General features: G+C 67.6%; 16 protein-coding genes. 6 read left to right on the forward strand and 10 right to left on the reverse strand.

The features are described 5' to 3' along the window. Positions 1 to 12: 12 nt before the first annotated feature. Positions 13 to 561 carry a DNA-deoxyinosine glycosylase gene (locus C1931_RS17520; RefSeq protein WP_199913888.1) on the reverse strand — a complete coding sequence of 183 codons (549 nt, stop codon included), beginning with the start codon at positions 559 to 561 and terminating at the stop codon, positions 13 to 15. Positions 562 to 715: 154 nt separating this feature from the next. Between C1931_RS17520 and C1931_RS17525 the strand changes: the two genes are divergently transcribed. The 3 genes from C1931_RS17525 (at position 716) to glpK (ending at position 5,114) form a co-directional block, all read left to right on the forward strand. Continuing rightward, the gene (locus C1931_RS17525) at positions 716 to 1,351 is read left to right on the forward strand and encodes an OmpW family outer membrane protein (RefSeq protein ID WP_108754244.1); all 636 of its coding nucleotides are present in this window, start codon (positions 716 to 718) and stop codon (positions 1,349 to 1,351) included. Between the two features lie 337 nt (positions 1,352 to 1,688). After that, a complete protein-coding gene (gene glpD, locus C1931_RS17530) occupies positions 1,689 to 3,170 on the forward strand; it encodes a glycerol-3-phosphate dehydrogenase (RefSeq protein WP_108757237.1) in 1,482 nt (493 codons plus the stop codon). 444 nt (positions 3,171 to 3,614) lie between these two features. Further along, positions 3,615 to 5,114 carry a glycerol kinase GlpK gene (gene glpK, locus C1931_RS17535; protein ID WP_108754246.1) on the forward strand — a complete coding sequence of 500 codons (1,500 nt, stop codon included), beginning with the start codon at positions 3,615 to 3,617 and terminating at the stop codon, positions 5,112 to 5,114. A 69-nt stretch (positions 5,115 to 5,183) separates the two neighbouring features. Here glpK and C1931_RS17540 read toward each other — a convergent pair whose 3' ends face one another. Together C1931_RS17540 and C1931_RS17545 are read right to left on the reverse strand one after the other, a co-directional pair. Beyond that, a complete protein-coding gene (locus C1931_RS17540) occupies positions 5,184 to 5,978 on the reverse strand; it encodes a MetQ/NlpA family ABC transporter substrate-binding protein (RefSeq protein ID WP_108750357.1) in 795 nt (264 codons plus the stop codon). A 28-nt stretch (positions 5,979 to 6,006) separates the two neighbouring features. Continuing rightward, complete coding sequence (locus C1931_RS17545) at positions 6,007 to 6,978, reverse strand: YafY family protein (RefSeq protein WP_108750356.1); 972 nt, start codon at positions 6,976 to 6,978, stop codon at positions 6,007 to 6,009. 82 nt (positions 6,979 to 7,060) lie between these two features. Between C1931_RS17545 and C1931_RS17550 the strand changes: the two genes are divergently transcribed. Together C1931_RS17550 and C1931_RS17555 are read left to right on the forward strand one after the other, a co-directional pair. Further along, complete coding sequence (locus C1931_RS17550) at positions 7,061 to 7,660, forward strand: hypothetical protein (protein ID WP_108757238.1); 600 nt, start codon at positions 7,061 to 7,063, stop codon at positions 7,658 to 7,660. A gap of 107 nt (positions 7,661 to 7,767) precedes the next feature. Next, entirely contained in the window at positions 7,768 to 8,544 is a 777-nt protein-coding gene (locus tag C1931_RS17555) for a DUF481 domain-containing protein (protein ID WP_108757239.1), read from the forward strand. A gap of 85 nt (positions 8,545 to 8,629) precedes the next feature. On the opposite strand, the gene hemC is transcribed toward C1931_RS17555, so the two are convergent. From hemC to C1931_RS20450, 6 genes are all read right to left on the reverse strand, one after another. After that, positions 8,630 to 9,541: a hydroxymethylbilane synthase gene (gene hemC, locus C1931_RS17560; protein ID WP_108757240.1), complete on the reverse strand. Its 912-nt coding sequence runs from the start codon at positions 9,539 to 9,541 to the stop codon at positions 8,630 to 8,632. 955 nt (positions 9,542 to 10,496) lie between these two features. Next, the gene (locus C1931_RS17565; protein WP_108750352.1) at positions 10,497 to 11,225 is read right to left on the reverse strand and encodes a LytTR family DNA-binding domain-containing protein; all 729 of its coding nucleotides are present in this window, start codon (positions 11,223 to 11,225) and stop codon (positions 10,497 to 10,499) included. 10 nt (positions 11,226 to 11,235) lie between these two features. After that, positions 11,236 to 12,279, reverse strand: coding sequence for a sensor histidine kinase (locus C1931_RS17570; protein WP_199911975.1), 1,044 nt, complete (start codon positions 12,277 to 12,279; stop codon positions 11,236 to 11,238). Between the two features lie 3 nt (positions 12,280 to 12,282). Beyond that, positions 12,283 to 12,942: an alpha/beta hydrolase gene (locus tag C1931_RS17575; RefSeq protein WP_108750351.1), complete on the reverse strand. Its 660-nt coding sequence runs from the start codon at positions 12,940 to 12,942 to the stop codon at positions 12,283 to 12,285. 50 nt (positions 12,943 to 12,992) lie between these two features. After that, entirely contained in the window at positions 12,993 to 14,918 is a 1,926-nt protein-coding gene (gene mdoH, locus C1931_RS17580; RefSeq protein WP_108757241.1) for a glucans biosynthesis glucosyltransferase MdoH, read from the reverse strand. 366 nt (positions 14,919 to 15,284) lie between these two features. Next, the gene (locus C1931_RS20450) at positions 15,285 to 15,455 is read right to left on the reverse strand and encodes a hypothetical protein (RefSeq protein WP_199912374.1); all 171 of its coding nucleotides are present in this window, start codon (positions 15,453 to 15,455) and stop codon (positions 15,285 to 15,287) included. 216 nt (positions 15,456 to 15,671) lie between these two features. Here C1931_RS20450 and C1931_RS17590 point away from each other — a divergent pair, with 216 nt between their 5' ends. Then, positions 15,672 to 16,058 (forward strand): DUF2628 domain-containing protein, encoded by a 387-nt coding sequence (locus C1931_RS17590; protein ID WP_108750349.1) that lies wholly within the window; start codon positions 15,672 to 15,674, stop codon positions 16,056 to 16,058. An 80-nt stretch (positions 16,059 to 16,138) separates the two neighbouring features. Here C1931_RS17590 and C1931_RS20630 read toward each other — a convergent pair whose 3' ends face one another. Next, entirely contained in the window at positions 16,139 to 18,673 is a 2,535-nt protein-coding gene (locus C1931_RS20630; protein WP_108757242.1) for a methyl-accepting chemotaxis protein, read from the reverse strand. Positions 18,674 to 18,694 lie beyond the last annotated feature (21 nt).

Raw genomic sequence — 18,694 nt, forward strand, 5'->3', positions numbered from 1 at the left:
TCGATGTCCGCTTCATGTCGCCAGTGCGTCGGCCACCGGCTGCCAGGCCTGGCGCAGGCGGGGCAAGGACCAGGCGGCATTGGCCGGGCTGGTGGAGGGCAAGGCCAGCACCGGCGGCGGCGCCACCAGCTGCGGCAGCACCCAGCGCCGGAAGGCCTGGGCCGCGGCGGCACCATTGCAGCCGATCAGCACCAGCGAAGGCAGGCCGGCGATCAACGCAGGCAGCGCATTGGGCACTTCGCTGCCACGCACGATGTCCGCATCCAGGCTGCCGCGCCGCTGGCACTGGCCGATCACATCCCACAGCCCCACCCGCGCAGCGGCCAGCGCGTGCAGGCGCTGCGCGTAGGGCAGCCCCGCATCGAAACCGCACAGCGCGCTCAGCAGCGGCCAGAAACGATTGCGCGGGTGCGCGTAGTACTGCTGTTCCTGCAACGATGCCACGCCCGGCATCGAACCCAGCAACAACACGCGACAGTCGTCGTTCACCTGCGCAGGAAAGCCGATGCACAGGTGTTCGACACTCACATCATCTACAACAGCATGAACATCACGCCGCATCAAAAACCCCTTTGAAACAGCGCTTTCGCGCTGTTCGCTGAACAAGGAAAACCATTTTTTAACGCGCGTCGGATTCGATTCATGTTGGGGCGACTACGGTGTGCTCGCCCCGCAACCGGGGGCCCAAAAACAAGAAACATCAGGAGATTCCCCCATGCGCTCCATCCGTATTCTGAGCCTCGCCCTGCTGACTTCCGCCGCCTTTGCGCCGGCCGCTTTCGCCCAGGACAGCAGCAGCACCGACACCGCCTCGGGCAAGCATTTTGCCGTGGTTGGCGGGGTGACGCTGCTGCAGCCGAAGAACGATCCGATCGAAGGCGTGAAGAAGGTCGATGGTGGCCCGGCGCCGACCGTCAGCTTCAGCTACTACGTCAACGACAACTGGGCCGTTGAACTGTGGGGCGCCGCCGACAAGTTCGACCACCGCGTGAAGGGTCCGGGCAATGCCCGCCTGGGCAGCGTCGAGCAGCAGCCGGTCGCACTGAGCGGCCAGTACCACTTCGGCCAGGCCGACAACGTGTTCCGTCCGTTCGTGGGCGTGGGCTACTTCCAGTCGGCCTTCAGCAATGAATCGCTGTCCGATGGCAGCACCTCGGACATCCGCCTGAAGGATGCCAAGGGCGTGATCGGTACCGTCGGCGTGGACATGAACATCAATTCCACTTGGTTCGCCCGTGCCGACGCGCGCTACATGCGCTCGCGCCCGGACGTGAAGATCGATGGCGTGAAGGTGGGTGAAGCCAAGATCGACCCGTGGACCGTGGGCTTCGGTATCGGTGCCCGCTTCTAAGCACGTACCCGCTTCACTGCAATAACGCGACGGGCCCTGCGGGGCCCGTCGTCGTTTCCGTCGCCCGCATTCTGTAGAGTCGAGCTTGCTCGACTGCCGTTTTCTGTAGAGTCGAGCTTGCTCGACTGCCGTTTTCTGTAGAGTCGAGCTTGCTCGACTGCCGTTTTCTGTAGAGTCGAGCTTGCTCGACTGTTTCTCCAGCAGTCGAGCAAGCTCGACTCTACGCGGGAAGCAGTCGAGCAAGCTCGACTCTACGCGGGAAGCAGTCGAGCAAGCTCGACTCTACGCGGGAGGCAGTCGAGCAAGCTCGACTCTACCTGGCCACACGGGAACGCCCATGCACGAGGTAGACCTGCTGGTGATCGGCGGCGGCATCAACGGTGCCGGCATCGCCCGTGATGCCAGCGGCCGTGGCCTGCGCGTGCTGCTGTGCGAACAGCACGATCTGGCCGCGCACACCTCCAGCGCCAGCAGCAAGTTGATCCACGGTGGCCTGCGCTACCTGGAACAGGGCGAATTCGCGCTGGTGCGCAAAGCCTTGAGCGAACGCGAGATCGTCCGCCGGCAGGCGCCCTTCCTGGTGCAGCCACTGCGCTTCGTGCTGCCGTGGGAACCGCACCTGCGGCCGCGCTGGATGCTGCGGCTGGGCCTGTGGCTGTACGACCACCTGGGCCAACGCAGCCCGTCCTTTCCCGCCGCCACCGCAGTGGACCTGCAGGCCGACCCGATCGGCGCCCTGCTGCTACCGCATCTGCACCACGGTTTCAGCTACGCCGACGCACAGGTGGATGATGCGCGCCTGGTGCTGCTCAACGCGCTCGATGCCGCTGGCCGCGGCGCACGCATCCTGACCGGCACCCGCTGCCTGCAGGTGCAGCGGCATGGCACGCACTGGCAGGCGCAGCTGCAGACCGCCGCCGAACCTCCCTTCGCCGTTCACGCCCGCGCGGTGCTGAACGCCGCCGGCCCGTGGGCGGGCAGCCTGCTGCAGCAGATGCACGCGAACAGTGGCGCCCCTGCCCTGCGCCTGGTGCAGGGCAGCCACATCGTGCTGCGCCGGCCCTGGCCCAGCCACAGCGCCTGCCTGCTGCAGCAGCCCGATGGCCGCGTGGTGTTCCTGCTGCCCTTTGCCAGCGACCATCTGCTGGTCGGCACCACCGATACCGACTATCGCGGCGACCCGGCACGCTGCACGGTGCTGCCTGAAGAGATCGACTACCTGTGCGCCGCAGCCAGCCGCTATCTGCGCGATCCGGTCACGCCATCGCAGGTGGTCTGGCAGTTCGCCGGCGTGCGCCCCCTGCTGGCTGATCCGGACCCGCGCGCAGCACGCCTGAGCCGCGATTACCGGCTGCAGCTGCAGGACGACGGGGCGCCCGCGCTGCACGTGCTGGGCGGCAAGCTGACCACCTACCGCGTGCTGGCCGAACAGGCGCTGGAGCTGCTACGCGGCGCGCTGCCGCAGATGGGTCCGGCCTGGACCGCGCACGGCCCTGCTCTGCCCGGCAGCGACTGGGGTGACGCGGCAGATGCGACCGCGCAGCTGCAGCAGCGCGCGCCATGGTTGCCTGCCGGTCTGGCGCACCGTTGGGCCCATGCCTACGGCAGCCGCAGCGCCGAACTACTGGAGGACGCGCGTGACCTGCCTGCGCTGGGCGAAGACTTCGGTGCCGGCCTGCATGCACGCGAAGTGGCGTTCCTGCGCGAACACGAATGGGCACGCAGTGCAGAAGATGTGCTGTGGCGCCGGAGCAAGCTCGGCCTGCGCCTGGATGCAGCACAGGCAGCACGCCTGCAGACCTGGATGCAGGACCGGTAGCGTCGAGCTTGCTCGACTTCCCGCTTCGTAGAGTCGAGCTTGCTCGACGTCCCGCTTCGTAGAGTCGAGCTTGCTCGACGTCCCGCTTCGTAGAGTCGAGCTTGCTCGACTGCCCCGCTTCGTAGAGTCGAGCTTGCTCGACTGCCCCGCTTCGTAGAGTCGAGCTTGCTCGACTGCCCCGCATCGTAGAGTCGAGCTTGCTCGACTGCCGCGAAAAGCAGTCGAGCAAGCTCGACTCTACGGCTCCCCGACAATCCCACAGCACGCCGTCCATACGGTTCCCCGGCAATCCCACGCCACGCCGTCCATACGGCTCCGCGACAATCCCACGCCATGCCGCCCGTACGGTTCTCCGGCAACCCCACACACCGCGTCATCCCACCCGCACACCGCCCCTTCCATCGCGATGCCGTAGGATTTCCCCATCGCCACCGGAGACGCTCCATGACGCCCCGCTACGTGCTGGCCATCGACCAGGGCACCACCAGTTCACGCGCCATCCTGTTCGATCACGCCGGCGATATCGTCGGCAGCGCGCAGCGCGAGTTCGCGCAGATCTTTCCGCAGCCCGGCTGGGTCGAACATGACCCACGCGAGATCCTCACCAGCGTCTATGCCACGCTGACCGAACTGCTCAGCCGCGAACAGATCGATCCGCGCCAGATCGCCGCGCTGGGCATCACCAACCAGCGCGAGACCACCGTGGTCTGGGACCGCGCCACCGGCCAGCCGATCCACAACGCCATTGTCTGGCAGTCGCGGCAAAGCCAGGCCATCTGCGAGCGCCTGCGTGCGGACGGCCACGAGGCGCTGGTGCGCGAGCGTACCGGGCTGCTGATCGATGCCTATTTTTCGGCCACCAAGGTGCGCTGGATCCTGGACCATGTGCCCGGTGCGCAGCAGCGCGCCGAGCGCGGCGAACTGCTGTTCGGCACCATCGACAGCTGGCTGGTGTGGAACCTGAGCGGCGGCCAGGCCCACGTGACCGACTACAGCAACGCCGCACGTACGCTGCTGTTCAACATCCACACGCTGGACTGGGACGACGACCTGCTGGCACTGCTGGACATCCCGCGCGCCATGCTGCCGCAGGTCCGCGATTCCAGTGCGGTGTACGCGCATACGCGGCCCCAGTTCTTCTTCGACCACCCCATTCCCATTGCCGGCATCGCCGGCGACCAGCAGGCCGCGCTGTTCGGCCAGGCCTGCTTCAGCCCCGGGCGGGTGAAGAACACCTATGGCACCGGCTGCTTCATGTTGATGCACACCGGTGACCAGGCCGTGCGTTCACGCAACGGCCTGCTGACCACCATCGCCTGGGGCCTGCACGGCAAGGTGGAATACGCCCTGGAGGGCTCGATCTTCGTGGCCGGTTCGGTGGTGCAGTGGCTGCGCGACGGCCTGCGCATGATCGACCATGCCAGCCAGAGCCAGGCGCTGGCCGCGCAGGTGCCCGACAGCGGCGGCGTGTACCTGGTGCCGGCCTTCGTGGGCCTGGGCGCACCTTACTGGCGCAGCGACGTGCGCGGGGCAATGTTCGGCCTGTCGCGTGGCACCAGCAAGGCACATTTCGCGCGTGCCGCGCTGGAGGCCATGGCCTACCAGACCCGCGACGTGCTGGATGCCATGCAGTCCGACGCCGGCATCGCGCTGAGCGAGCTGCGCGCCGATGGCGGCGCGATCGCCAATGATTTCCTGGCCGGGTTCCAGGCCGACATCCTGGGCGTGCCGCTGCTGCGGCCGCGGTTGACCGAAACCACCGCGCTGGGCGCGGCCTATCTGGCCGGGCTGGCGGTGGGCTTCTGGGAAAGCCGCGAGCAGATTGCCGCGCAATGGGGCCTGGACCGGCGCTTCGAGCCGCAGATGGAAGCGGCCCGCCGGGAAAAACTGTACGCCGGCTGGCAGCAGGCGGTGGCCGCAACGCTGGCCTTCCACGTCGATTGAGATGGGTAGCGCCGGGCCATGCCCGGCGAATCCCGGATACGCCGGGCATGGCCCGGCGCTACCCCAACATCAGAACGCCGGCAGCACCGCGCCCTTGTACTTGGTTTCGATGAAGGTCTTCACCTGCGGGCTGGTCAGCGCCTTGGCCAGCTTCTGCACGCGCGCATCGTCCTTGTTGTCCGGGCGCGCCACCAGGAAATTCACGTACGGCGAATCCTTGCTCTCGATCGCCAGTGCATCCTGGGTCGGGTTCAGGCCGGCATCCAGCGCGTAGTTGGTGTTGATCAGGGCCAGGTCCACCTGGTCCAGCACGCGCGGCAGCATGGCCGAATCCAGCTCGCGGAACTTCAACTTCTTCGGGTTGGACACGATGTCGCGCTGGGTGGAAAGCGCGTTGGTCGGGTCCTTCAGCTCGATCACCCCGGCCTTGTGCAGCAGGATCAGCGCGCGGCTGTTGTTGCTGGGATCGTTGGGGATGACCACGTCGGCACCTTCGCGCAGCTCGGCCAGCGACTTCACCTTGCGCGAGTACGCACCGAAAGGCTCGATGTGCACGCCGATCACCTTGGTCAGGTCGGTCTTGCGATCGCGGTTGTAGGCATCCAGGTACGGTTCGGTCTGGAAGTAATTGGCGTCCACCTGCTTCTGCACCAGCTGGTCGTTGGGCTGCACGTAGTCATTGAACACGCGCACGTCAAGTTCCACGCCTTCCTGCTTCAGGATCGGCTTGACCACCTCCAGGATCTCCGCGTGCGGCACCGCCGTGGCGGCCACCACCAGTTTCTGCGAGGGCTCACCGGACTTGCCGCAGGCGGTCAGGGCCAGCGCAGCGGCGAACAGGGGCAGCAACAGGGTCTTCTTCATGGGTGCAGGGGGTCTCTCGGGGGGAGGGTCAGGATTTTTCGTAGTTGCTCAGGGCCAGGTCAAGCAGCGCCTTGGCCTGCTCGCGCAGCATCACCGGTTCGACGATCTCGGCGTCGGAGCCATAGTGCAGCACGTCCATCAGCAGCTCGCGCGAGACACTGTAGGGCACTTTCAGTTCATAGCGGCCATCGGGCAGGAAACGCCCCTGCTGCTTGGAATGCCAGTGCTCGTCGGCCACCCAGCGCGCCGCCTTGGCGCTGAACAGGATGGTCGCCCAGCCCTTGGGCGCGCCGGAGAAGATGCCGTAGCTGGCGCCCAGCTGCTCGTCCAGTTCGGTGTCGGCCACGTCCCTGGCGCCTTCGTCCACCACCCGCGCCTTGTACACGCGATCGACGGCGAAACTGCGCAGGGCTTCGCGGTCATGGTCCCAGGCATCCAGGTACCAGTTGTCGCGGTAGTGGGTCAGGCGCTGCGGTGACACCGTGCGCCGGGTCGGCTCGTCGGTGGAGCGGGCGCGGTATTCAAATGCCAGCTGCTTGCGTTCCAGCACCGCCGAAGCCACGGTGCGGAAGCTGGCTTCGTCGAACTTGCGGCCGCGGTGCGGAATGACCCGCACCCGGTCCACCGGCCAGCTGGAGACGCCGGCCTGGGCCGCCAGCAGGCCCTCGATACGCTGCTGCAGCGGCGCCAGCACCGACGACAGCACGCCGCCGCCGGTGCGCGCCAGCAGGTGCTGCGAGGCCAGCAGGGCATGCAGTTCTTCCGAGCTGAGCCAAAGGCCCGGCAGCTCGAAACGATCGCTTTCATCGGCCTGGTAGCGGAAGCCGGCCTCGCCATCGCCCTCGATCGGCGCCATCAGCGCATCGCGCAGGAAGGCCAGGTCGCGGTAGACGGTGGCGCGGGAACAGGCAAGCTTGTCCTGCAGCGTCGCCACCGTCACCGGGTAGCGAGCGGACTTGAGCAGACGATGCAGGGCGGTGATGCGTTCGTATCGGTCCATACCCCCGATTATGTCCGAGTCGCGGGCGTTGTGTGGGGGCTTTGGGCTATCGTGGGCGCCCCCTGCCCCATGGACATGCCCGATGCGCCGGTTGCCCGCCCTGCCCCTGCTGGTCTGCCTGCTGCTGGCCAGCTGCGATCGCGCGCCCGCGCCAGCCACGGCGGCCACCCCGGTTCCCGCTGCCGATGCGGCCCAGGCGGTGCTGGCGGCCAGCCAGCGCTTTGCCGGCCTGCGCAGCTTCCACGCCGAGCTGGACGTGCGCGGCGGCCCGCGCCCGGTGCGCAGCGCGATGGACTTCGTGGCACCGGACCGCTTCCGGGTGGAAACCCCGGCCGGGGCGCAGATCATCATCGGCGACACGCTGTTCCTGCAGGCCGAAGGCGCGATCCGCCAGGTGCCGCTGCCGGCGGGCGCGCTGGAACAATGGCGCAGCCCGCTGCCGGCCGACGCCGACCCGGCAGCCCTGCAGGTGGAAGACCTGGGCAGCCAATCGCTGGACGGCGTGGCCACGCGCCACTACCGGCTGCGCAGCGGCCCCGGCGAACACCTGGACTACTGGGTCGACGACCAGGGCCTGCCGCGGCAGATCATGCGCAGCGGCACCGCCCAGGACGGCCCCTACCAGCTGCGGCTGCGCTATTCGCGCTTCAACGACCCTGCCCTGCGCGTCGATCTGCCCTGAATGGGGGAGCGGCGGCAACGTCTGCTGAAGCATGGGCCGCGATGGGTCGGCCTGTCATCGACCATCCAGTATCATCACCGGTTGTTAACCGCTTCGGAGAAGCCTTGATGTCCCTGCGTTTGTCCCTGCTGGTCCCCCTGCTGCTGTGCGCGCCGCTAGCCTACGCGCAGGACGCATCCGAGCTGGCGGCGATGACCTCGCCATGGAGTGGCAGCGGCGGCGAGCTGGGCTTCGCGTCGGCACGCGGCAACAGCAGCACCGAAAGCTTCAACGGCAGCCTGCGCCTGCGCTACACCGACGATGACTGGGTGCACACCATGGATCTGTTCGGCCTGCGCTCCAGTTCCAAGGTGACCGAAACCAACGATGACGGCACCACCACCCGCCGCACCAACACCACGGCCAACCGTTACACCGGCAGCGCCGGCAGCGCGTTGCAGCTGGGCGAGCACCGCCAGCTGTCGGCCAAGGTGCGTTTCGAGCGCGATGACTTCGCCACCTATGACCGCCGCAGCTCGTTCGGCCTGGGCTACGGTACCCGCCTGTGGAACACCGACCGCTTCTACTTCGACGCGCTGATCGGCCCGGGTGTCAGCCGCACCCACAGCACCGAAGACGACCGCACCCGTACCGGCCTGATCGGCCAGGGCCAGTTCGAGCTGAAGTATTCGCTGACCGACAACACCGACCTGATCAACAACCTGCTGGTGGAATCGGGCTCGTACAACACCTTCGGCCAGAACGACTTCGGCGTGTCGGTGAGCATGAACGAACACCTGGCACTGAAGGCCGGCTGGCAGGCGCGTTACAACAGCGACGTAGCCGACGACAAGCGCAAGACCGATACGTTGACCACGATGAACGTGGTCTACAAGTTCAAATAAGAAACGGTTTTGTAGAGTCGAGCCATGCTCGACTGCATGGCCAACAGCAGTCGAGCAAGCTCGACTCTACGGAATCCGGGTTCGGTCAGACGTTCAGCAGTTCGCCGGCGCCGGCATCGAGCAGCATCTTCGCTACCTGCTGGCCCAGCGTGTCCGGATCGCTGCCCGGCCCGACCGCCTCGGCCCGCACCGCGCGGCCATCGCTGGCGCTGCCGACCAGGCCCTGCAGGTGCAGAGCATCGCCCTGCCATTGGGCGATGGCCGCCACCGGCACATGGCAGCTGCCATGCAGCGCACGGTTCATCGCCCGCTCGGCTTCCACGCAGGCACGCGTGCCCGCATCGTCCAGGCCGGCAAACAGGGCCATCAGGCGCGCATTGCCGCCATCGCACTCCACCGCCACCGCGCCCTGCGCCGGCGCCGGCAGCCACTGTGGCGGCTGCAGGCGCGCCACGATGCGATTGCCCAGTCCCAGGCGCTCCAGACCGGCCACCGCCAGCACGATGGCGTCGTAGCCGCCGTTGTCCAGCTTGGCCAGGCGTGTGTTCACGTTGCCGCGCAGATCCAGCAGCTGCAGGTCGGGGCGCAGTGCGCGCAACTGAGCCTGGCGGCGCAGCGACGACGTGCCCACGCGGGCACCAATCGGCAGCGCGTCCAGCGAGGCATAGAGATTGGAAACGAAGCCATCGGCCGGGTCGTGCCGGGTCAGCATGGCCGGCAGCGCGAAGGGCGCATCCAGTTCCATCGGCACATCCTTCAGCGAATGCACCGCGCAATCGGCCTCACCGCGCAGCATGGCCAGCTCCAGTTCCTTCAGGAACAGGCCCTTGCCGCCGATGGCGGCCAGCGAGCGGTCCAGCACCTCATCGCCGCGGGTGCTCATCGGTACCAGCTCCACGTGCAGGCCCGGGTGGGCCTGGCGCAGGCGGTCGGCGACGTGTTCGCTCTGCCAGAGGGCGAGCGGGCTCTTGCGGGTGGCGATGCGGACGGTTTCCATCGGTGCATTATCGCGCCTCCGGCGCGGATACGGCCAACGGCGGAGCCCCTCGTGGCGGGTGCGGCCGGATGGATCGTTGCACTGGGCCGGGTGGGTGGGCTGCGCAGGGGACGCTGCAAGTACGTCCTTGTAAGCTCGTAGGCGCCATCCATGGCGCCTGCGCCCCTGCGCAACCCACCCACCCGTCCCCTGACAGTTTCCGTGCGCCGCCGCCACGGAAGATCAAAAGAAAAAGCAGAGCAACAGCAACAGCCGGTGACTTCCGGGGTCAGATCCCTTTTCCGCAGGAAAAGGGATCTGACCCCTCTTTCCCCGCCCGATAACAACTCGGCTCTTGCCGTCCGACGCCGGGAAGTTCCAGCGGTGTGGCGCATCGCGCCTCCGGCGCGGATACGGCCAACGGCGGAGCCCCTCGTGGCGGGTGCGGTGGGCTGGATCTATCGCGCTTGGCCGGGGCGGTGGGGTCAGGCGGGGACGCCGTTAACCCATCCATGGGGGCTTGGCCGCGGCATCCATGCCGCGGACACCCCGCCTGACCCCACCGCCCCGGCCCCTGACAGTTTCCGTGCGCCGCCGCCACGGAAGATCAAAAGAAAAGAGCAAAAGCGGGTCGCTTCGCTCCGAGTCGAGCGTGGCTCAGCAGCTTCCGGGGTCAGATCCCTTTTCCTGCGGAAAAGGGATCTGACCCCTCTTTCCCCACCCGATAACAACTCGGCTCTTGCCGTCCGACGCCGGGAAAACGAGAGGGTTGGGCCGGGGTGGGGGCGCGGGACCGCAGGCGCCATGGATGGCGCCTACGAGCCCCCATGGATGGGTTAACGGCGTGTCCCGCGCCCCGACCCCGGCCCGACCCAGCACGTAGAAACAACGAGCCATGACCCGCTGTTGCTGTTGCTGTTGCTGTTGCTTCAGATTTTGCTCGTAAGCGGTCGCGGCCGCAGGCCGCGCGGCACCCCTACAGATGCCGTACTTCCTGCTTCAGCGTGGCCACGCAGCGGCGGCTGACTTCCAGCGGCTGCTTGCCATGCCGAAGCACCGCCTGCACCTGCCCGCCCGTGCCACGCCGCAGTTCCACCAGCTCGTGGCGCGCCACCAGGCAGTTGCGATGAATGCGTACGAAGCGGCTGGCGAACTCCTCCTCCAGCGACTTCAGCGATTCCTCGATCAGGTCTTCGCCGCGTGCGTGGTGCACCACCACGTATTTCTCTTCGGCCTGCAGGTAGTGGATATCGTCCAGCGGAATCAGGCGCAGGCTGCCGCGCAGGCGCGCGCACAGCATGCTGCGGGCCTGGCCACCGTTGTGCTGCGGCTGGCCATCACGACCGGCCAGGAACGTCCGTGCGCGGGCGATCGCCGCGGCCAGCCGCTCGGCGCGTACCGGCTTCATCAGGTAGTCGATGGCCGCCGCTTCGAACGCCGACAGCGCGTGTGCATCGTAGGCCGTGCAGAACACCACCGCCGGGCGCGGTTCGAAACTGGCCAGGTGGCGGGCTGCTTCCAGGCCATCCAGCCCCGGCATGGCGATGTCCAGCAGCACCAGGTCCGGCTGCAGTTCCGCACAGGCGTGCAGCGCCTGCTCACCGTTGCCGGCTTCGGCCACCACCTCGATGCCCTCCTGCGCGGCCAGCAGGCTGCGCAGGCGTTCACGGGCCAGCGGTTCGTCATCGGCGATGACCACCCTCACGGTCGCTCCTTCATTGGATCGGCACTGTCACCTGGCAGGCATAGTAGCCTTCGCTCCAGCCCGCCGTCATCCGCGCGCCGCGGCCGAAGCGCCAGGCCAGGCGATGGCCGATGCTGTGCTGGGCATGGCCGGCGCCACGTGCCAGCGCCAGCCCCGGCGCCTGCGGGTCAGGTGCGGGATTGCGCACGGTGATCTGCAGTTCATCGCCCTGCCGGGCCAGGTGCAGTTCAATCGTGCCACCTTCCGGCAACCGTGAAATGCCGTGCAGCACTGCGTTTTCCACCAGCGGCTGCAGCACCAGGCGCGGCATCGGCAGCTCCCACGGCAGCGGTTCGTCGCGTTGCCAGCGCACCTGCAGGCGATCGCCCAACCGCAGCGACTCAATGGACAGGTAGCGCTCGGCCAGTTCACATTCTTCGCGCAGGGTGGCATCGCCCTCGCCCGCGCCCAGCGCCGCACGGAACAGATCGGACAGATCCAGCACCGCGCGCTCGGCCACGGCCGGGTCACGGTGCAGCAGGCTGGCGATCAGGTTCATGCTGTTGAACAGGAAGTGCGGGCGGATGCGCGCCTGCAGCGCATCGGCCTGTGCGCGTGCATTGGCCTGCAGCTGCGCGGCCCAGCGATCACTCACATAGAAATAGCGCAGCGCCAGCGCGGTGATCAGCGCGGTGGTGGCGGCACTGCCCAGGGTGAAGCGCAGGAAGCTGATGCCGCGGGTGAAGTTGTCACCCAGGACCGCATACAACGCATGGATGATGGCCGCACAGGCCACGGCGATCAGCGCCGCCAGGGCCACGGCGGCGACGGCACCCAGCGATTCGGGCAGGCGTGACAACGGCCGCCGCAGCGCGCACAGGCTGATGCTGACAGCCAGCGCCAGCCACAGCGCGAAGCCGCTGGCCGAAGCCAGCTCGCCCAGCGTCCAGTGCCGGCTGCCATCGGGCGCCAGCGCCAGCACCACCACGACCAGCTCGGCCAGGCCCAGCATGGCGGCCAGCCGCGGCAGGCGGCACAGTTCCGGCATCCATGGGGCGGCGCTGGCAGCGGCCATGGCTCAGGCCACGCCCAGCCGTTGCTGCAGCCAATCGCCCAGCGCGTCGATTTCCTCGGCGCAGACCTGGTGGGCCATCGGATAGCTGTGCCACTGCGGCTGCAGCCCCAGGTCGCGCAGCACCTGCGCGCTGTGCTCGGCCACCGGCAGCGGAATGACCGGATCGCCGGTGCCGTGGGCCATGAACACCGGCACGTCCACGGCGCCTTCCACACGGGTGGCGCTCTGCGCGTCGGGCAGGTAGGTGGACAGCGCGATCAGGCCAGCCAGCGGTGCGGTGCGCGCCAGCGCGGCGCTCAGGATCACCGCCCCACCCTGCGAGAAGCCCGCCAGAAAGATGTGGTCGGCGGCGATGCCGCGCTCGATCTCGCGGGCGATCAGCGCGTCCAGCTGCGCCATCGATTCACGCACGCCGGCCATGTCGGCGCGCGAACGGAAGTCCATGCCGACGATGTCGTACCAGCCGCGCATCGGCACACCATTGTTGATGGTGATCGGCCGCACCGGCGCGTGCGGGAACACGAAGCGCAGCGCCGGCCAGTGCGGGCGTACCAGTTCCGGCACGATGGGTGCGAAGTCATGGCCGTCGGCGCCCAGGCCGTGCAGCCAGATGACCGACCACTGCGGCGAAGCGCCGGTTTCCTGTTCCACCGTTTGCAGCATGTTGCGGCTCCTGTACGTTCGAGCCGCATTATGCCGGTGCCGCGCGGGGATCAGTACAGCGGCGGCTGCTCGGCGGCCTCGCGACGCAGCTGCGCAGCGCGCACCAGCACCGGCGGCGGCAGGTTCTCTTCGGGAATATCCAGCAGGCCCAGGCGGTGCAGGAAGGCACCGGGTGCACGCGAGGAGGTCAGCGCCACCACCGGAATGGCCAGCACCATGCCGATCACCACCGGCGCCATCCAGGCCGCCAGTGACGGCGACACGGCCCATGCCAGCAGGCCCATGAACGCGCCGAACAGGCCCAGCCCACCGTAGCCGCGCACCAGCGCCCACCAGGAAATGCCGCCGTCGTCGCGCTGCTGCGCATCCCAGCCCGAATCGCGCCCGGACAGCACTTCGGCCACGCCGCGCGACTGCACGTACATCACCACCGGCGCCATCAGCGCCGCCAGCACGGTTTCCACCAGCATCGACACGAACGCACGGATCGCTCCACCGCAACCACGGCGGTCCACCGGGTCCAGCAGCATGGCCAGGTAGCCCAGCACCTTGGGCATCAGCAGCACGGCCATGGTGGCGCCGAACAGCCGCACCACCTGCACTTCATCCTGCGCACGCCAGTAGACGCTGGGCGACAGATGCAGCACCGCATTGAAATCGATGCCTTCCTGGAACAGCGGGATGGCGATGCCGATCAGCATCAGCATGCCCCACATCGGCGCGGTGAAGTAATGGCCGATGCCGATCAGCATGTGTACCCGGCTGATCCAGTGCAGGCCACGGCTGCCCACCACCTTGCCGTGCTGCAGGTTGCCCTGGCACCAGCGGCGGTCGCGCACCAGCAGATCGGTCAGGGTGGGCGGGCCTTCCTCATAGCTGCCGCCCAGGTACGGCACCATGTGCGCGGCCCAGCCACCGCGGCGCATCAGCGCGGCTTCCACGAAATCGTGGCTGAGCACGTGGCCGCCGAAGGGCTTGCGCCCCGGCAGCGCCGGCAGCCCGGCGTGGTCGGCGAAGGCGCGGGTGCGGATGATTGCGTTGTGGCCCCAGTAATTGCTCTCGGCACCGTGCCACCAGGCCACGCCGCGGGCGATGACCGGGCCGTACACGCGCCCGCCGAACTGCTGCATGCGGGCGAACAACGTACGACCGCCGATCACCGACGGCAGGGTCTGGATCAGGCCGACGTCGGCGTTGTGTTCCATGCCGGCCACCAGGCGCACGATGCTGTCGCCGGTCATCAGGCTGTCGGCGTCCAGGATCAGCATCTGCGGGTAGGCACCGCCGAAGCGGCGCACCCAATCGGCGATGTTGCCGGCCTTGCGGCCGCTGTTGTCGCTGCGGCGGCGGTAGAACAAACGCACCTGGCCGTCAGGCACGAGCTCGCGCAGTTCGTTGAACACCTGCTCTTCGGCGCGGGCGATGTCCTCGCGGCGGGTGTCACTGAGCACGAAGAAATCGAAGCGCTGCAACTGGCCGGTGGCCGCCACCGATTCATAGATGGCACGCAGGCCGGCCAGCAGGCGGCGCGGATCTTCGTTGTAGGTGGGCATCAGCAGCGCGGTACGGCTGTGCACCACCGGCAGCGGCTTGTCCGGGTCGATGCCCAGGCGGTAGCCGCGGTCGAACACCGCGGTCAGGAAGCCGGCCACGGCACTGGCGAAGGACAGCGCGATCCAGGCGAACAGGCCGACGAACAGCACCAGCAGGCAGGCTTCCAGCACGCTGATGCCATTGCCCGACAGCACCCGCCACATCATGCGGGTGGCGGCGGCGGTCATCACGGCGGTGCCGCCCAGGATGTACAGGCGGCGCAGGCCGATCAGGCGCGGCGAAGTGCGATGGCGGCGCACCTTCAGCGCGCCCTCACCCAGGCTCTGCTCGGGCATGACCAGCGGCGATTCGGCAGGCAGCAGGGCCCAGCCGGCATCCAGCTCCGGGTTGCCCGTGCTCGGAATGTGGGTTTGAACTTCCATGCAGGCCTATTCCGCCCAGGCGCCGCGCCCTGCCATCCCGGCCAGGCTGCATGCACCAAGGTTCCCGGCGCGCCTTCCCGGCGCCCGCACTTGTCCACTCTGCGGGGGCTTCACGCCGCGCAGTCGATGTCTGTCACTACCGGAACCCACACGATCTCCAACGGGGCGGAATCGAAAAAATGCGGCCCAGTCTAGGCGGGCAAATGTAAGCCCAGTGCGAAGGTTTGCGCCGGGAAATGTCCCCATTCAGCGATCAGCAGGCGAGCGCCGGGCTGGATCGTGATAAATGAGAACCACTCTCATGAACAGGCGCTGGGGTGGGCCGGTCGCGCTGCTCAGCCAACGCGATCCCGGCCCCGGCAGGTATCACTCGTCGGCCAGTGCCGGTGTGTGGGCGGCACCACTGGCCGCCGCGCGCGCGCGCTCCATCGCCACCGCCAGTTGCTGGCGGGCGAGCAGTTGTTGTGCCTGCACCACTTCAGGTGTCGGCAGAAGCACCGGTCCCGGTGCGTTTTCCGGTGTAGCAGCTGTGGTCATGCAACCTCCATGGACATTCCGCCAACGCCTGGATGAAGCCGGGGCGCCAGCGGAACTGCGCACCCTATCCTAAAAACAAGGCGGGTGGGTGACGGTGCGACCGCCCGACGCGGCGAATTCCTGAGCAAGGCGTCACATTTTTGACGCGACCCCGTACCACCTGAATGCGCCGCCATTTATCATGAAAACGCTTTCTTACAGGGATGTCCCTACTCAATGAATGCCGTAGACCTCTCCCGCTTCAGTCCGAAGTGGCAGTTCCGCTTTGCCTTCTACCAGCAGCACGGTGCCCCCAAGGAGCCCGGCTTCAAGCAGGCCTGGAAGGCCCTGTCCTTCGGCGACCGGCTGAAGATCAACCTGAACTTCTTCGCCTTCTTCTTCGGCGCCATCTACCTGTTCATCCTGGGCATGTGGCGCAAGGCGATCGTGGTGATCGGCATCAACATCGTGCTGATGGCGCTGGCCTTCGTACTGCCGGAAATCGTCGCCCGCGCCCTGTTCATCGCCACCAACTTCCTGGTGGCCTCCAGCACCAACTACGCCTACTACCTGGAACAGGTGAAGGGCAGCACCAGCTGGAACCCGTTTGAAGGAATGTTCTGAGCGAATCAGACCTGCGCACGGACGCGCGGCAAGGATGCAAACGACGCCCGGCCCCCGCCGGGCGTCTTCGTTTCCAGCCTTCAGGCGGCGCGCAGCACCTTCGCCGCCGTGGCATCGGCCTGCAGGCGGAAGCGCGACACCGCCACCGCCAGCTGTTCGGCCTGCTCTTCCATGGCCCGCGCGGCGGCCGTGGCTTCTTCCACCAGCGCGGCGTTCTGCTGGGTGGTTTCGTCCATCTGCACCACGGTCTGGTTCACCTGCTCGATGCCGGCGGACTGCTCGCGCGAGGCGGCCGAGATCTCGGCCATGATCTCGTTCACCCGGCCCACCTGGCCCACGATGTCCTGCATGGTGCGACCGGCGCCGTGCACCAGCTGCGCACCGGCACCGACATGGGCCACCGAGGCATCGATCAGCTCCTTGATCTCCTTGGCCGCGCCCGCCGAGCGCTGTGCCAGCGCGCGCACTTCGCTGGCCACCACGGCGAAACCGCGGCCCTGCTCACCGGCACGCGCCGCTTCCACCGCGGCGTTCAGCGCCAGGATGTTGGTCTGGAAGGCGATGCCATCGATGACCGAAATGATTTCGGCAATGCGCTGCGACGAGCTTTCGATCTGTTCCATGGTCTGCACCACCTGGCCGACCACCTGCCCGCCTTCGCTGGCCACACCAGCCGCCGACGCCGCCAGGCTGTTGGCCTGCTGGGCGTGTTCGGCGTTCTGGCGCACGGTGGAGGTCAGCTCTTCCATCGACGCGGCGGTTTCTTCCAGGTTGGCCGCCTGCGTTTCGGTACGGCGCGACAGATCGTTGTTGCCCGATGCAATCTCGCCGGCGGCCAGGCGGATGCTGGCGGCCGACTGCTGGATCTGGCCGACGATCTGGGTCAGCTGCTGCACGGTGCTGTTGGCATCGTCGCGCATTACCGCGAACACACCGTGGAAATCACCCTGCATGCGCGTGCTGAGGTCGCCAGCGGCGATCGCGCGCAGCAGCGTGGACAGCGCGGCCAGGTTGTGGTCGCTCACCTGCATCATGGTGTTCAGGGTTTCCACCATGCGGCGGAAATCATGCTCGAAGCGCTGGGCGTCGCCACGCACGGCGAAATCACCGGCGGCGGCAGCGGCGGCCAGCTGCTGGATCTGATCGTTGATCGCGCCCAGGTTGTCCTTTGTGGTGGCCATGGCCGCGGTGAACACCGCCTTTTCGCCCGGCAGCGCTTCCATGTCCACGCTCAGGTCGCCCACGGCGTAGCGCTGCATCACCTCCACCAGGCGCTGGGTGACCGCATTGCTGGACGCCACCAGCTGGTTGCTGTCGGCCACCATGCGGCCGTACTCGCCCGGGAATGCCGACGCATCCATGCGGTAGCTGATCTGCCCGGCATCGTGGCGCTGCGCCATCTCGGCCTGGGCGGCCATGACCGCCTGCAGCTGGCCACGCATGGCCTGCATCGCCTCCAGCAACCGGCCCACTTCATCGTTGCTGCGCGCGGGCATGGCCGAATCCAGCTTGCCGGCGGCCACATCGCCAGCGATGCGCACGGCTTCGGCCAGCGGACGGATCGCCAGGCGGCGCAGCAGCACGTACACGCCGGCACTCAGGGTCAGCGCGGCAACCACGCCCACCAGCAGGGTCAGCCACAGCAGCTGGCGCGCTTCGGCCACGATCACTGCATGCGGCACCACCACGCCCAGGGCAAATCGCTGCGGTGCGTTGCCGATCTTCAGCGGCACGTACAGGCGCACATTGCCGGCATCGTCCGGCTCGAAGGCTTCCACGGTCTTGTCGGCGGCAATCTGCTGCAGCATGGCGCGGGTGCCGGCATCGCTGCGCGGCTTGCCGATCTCGGCCGGGTTGGCCGCGGCCAGCACCACGCCCTTGGGCGACAGCAGCTCGACCCGGCCGGCGCCCATCGGTGCCAGCGTGGCCAGGTGCTTCTGGAGGGCGGCCAGCGAGAAATCGACGGTGAACACACCCAGGAACGTACCGTTTTCCACGATCGGCGTACTCAGCGTGCTCATCAGCACCTGCTGGCCGCCGATGTCGTAGGCGTAGGGTTCGCTGACCTTGGGCAGCTTGTCGCGGCTGGGGCCCACGTACCAATCACTGGACCCGCTCGCATTCTCGGTGTAGTCGGTCATGGTGGACTGGGTCGGCTTGCCGTCCTGCCAGGCCCAGTAGCTCATGTAGCGACCGGTGGCGTCGTGCGCCTCGGTGTTCACGAATTCGGCGTCCTTGCCGTCGAAGGCATCGGCTTCCCACATGGTGCTCTTGCCCAGCCATTCCGGGTGCGCGTGCAGCTGCTCGCCGATGATGGCGGCCAGGCTGGCGCGGTCGGGCACATCGCCACGTGCGCGCTGGGCCAGGACGGCCTCGGCCATGGCGTCGTTGCTGGCAAAGGCCGTACCCAGGTCGGCGGCGACCTTGCGTGCCTCGGCATTGGCTTCGCTGGCCATGGTCTGGCGCGAGGCGTTGATCAGGCTGCTGCTGGCCTGGCGGTAGATCAGGAAGGCGGTCAGGCCGAAGCACAGCAGTGCGATCAGCGCGGTGCCCAGCATCAGCTTGTGGGCAATGCTGCCGGGGCGACGGGCAGCCGTAGAACGGGAAGGCGACATGGAAGGATCCGCAGGTGATTC

Source organism: Stenotrophomonas sp. YAU14A_MKIMI4_1 (genome assembly GCF_003086855.1).
Taxonomy (GTDB): Bacteria; Pseudomonadota; Gammaproteobacteria; order Xanthomonadales; family Xanthomonadaceae; genus Stenotrophomonas.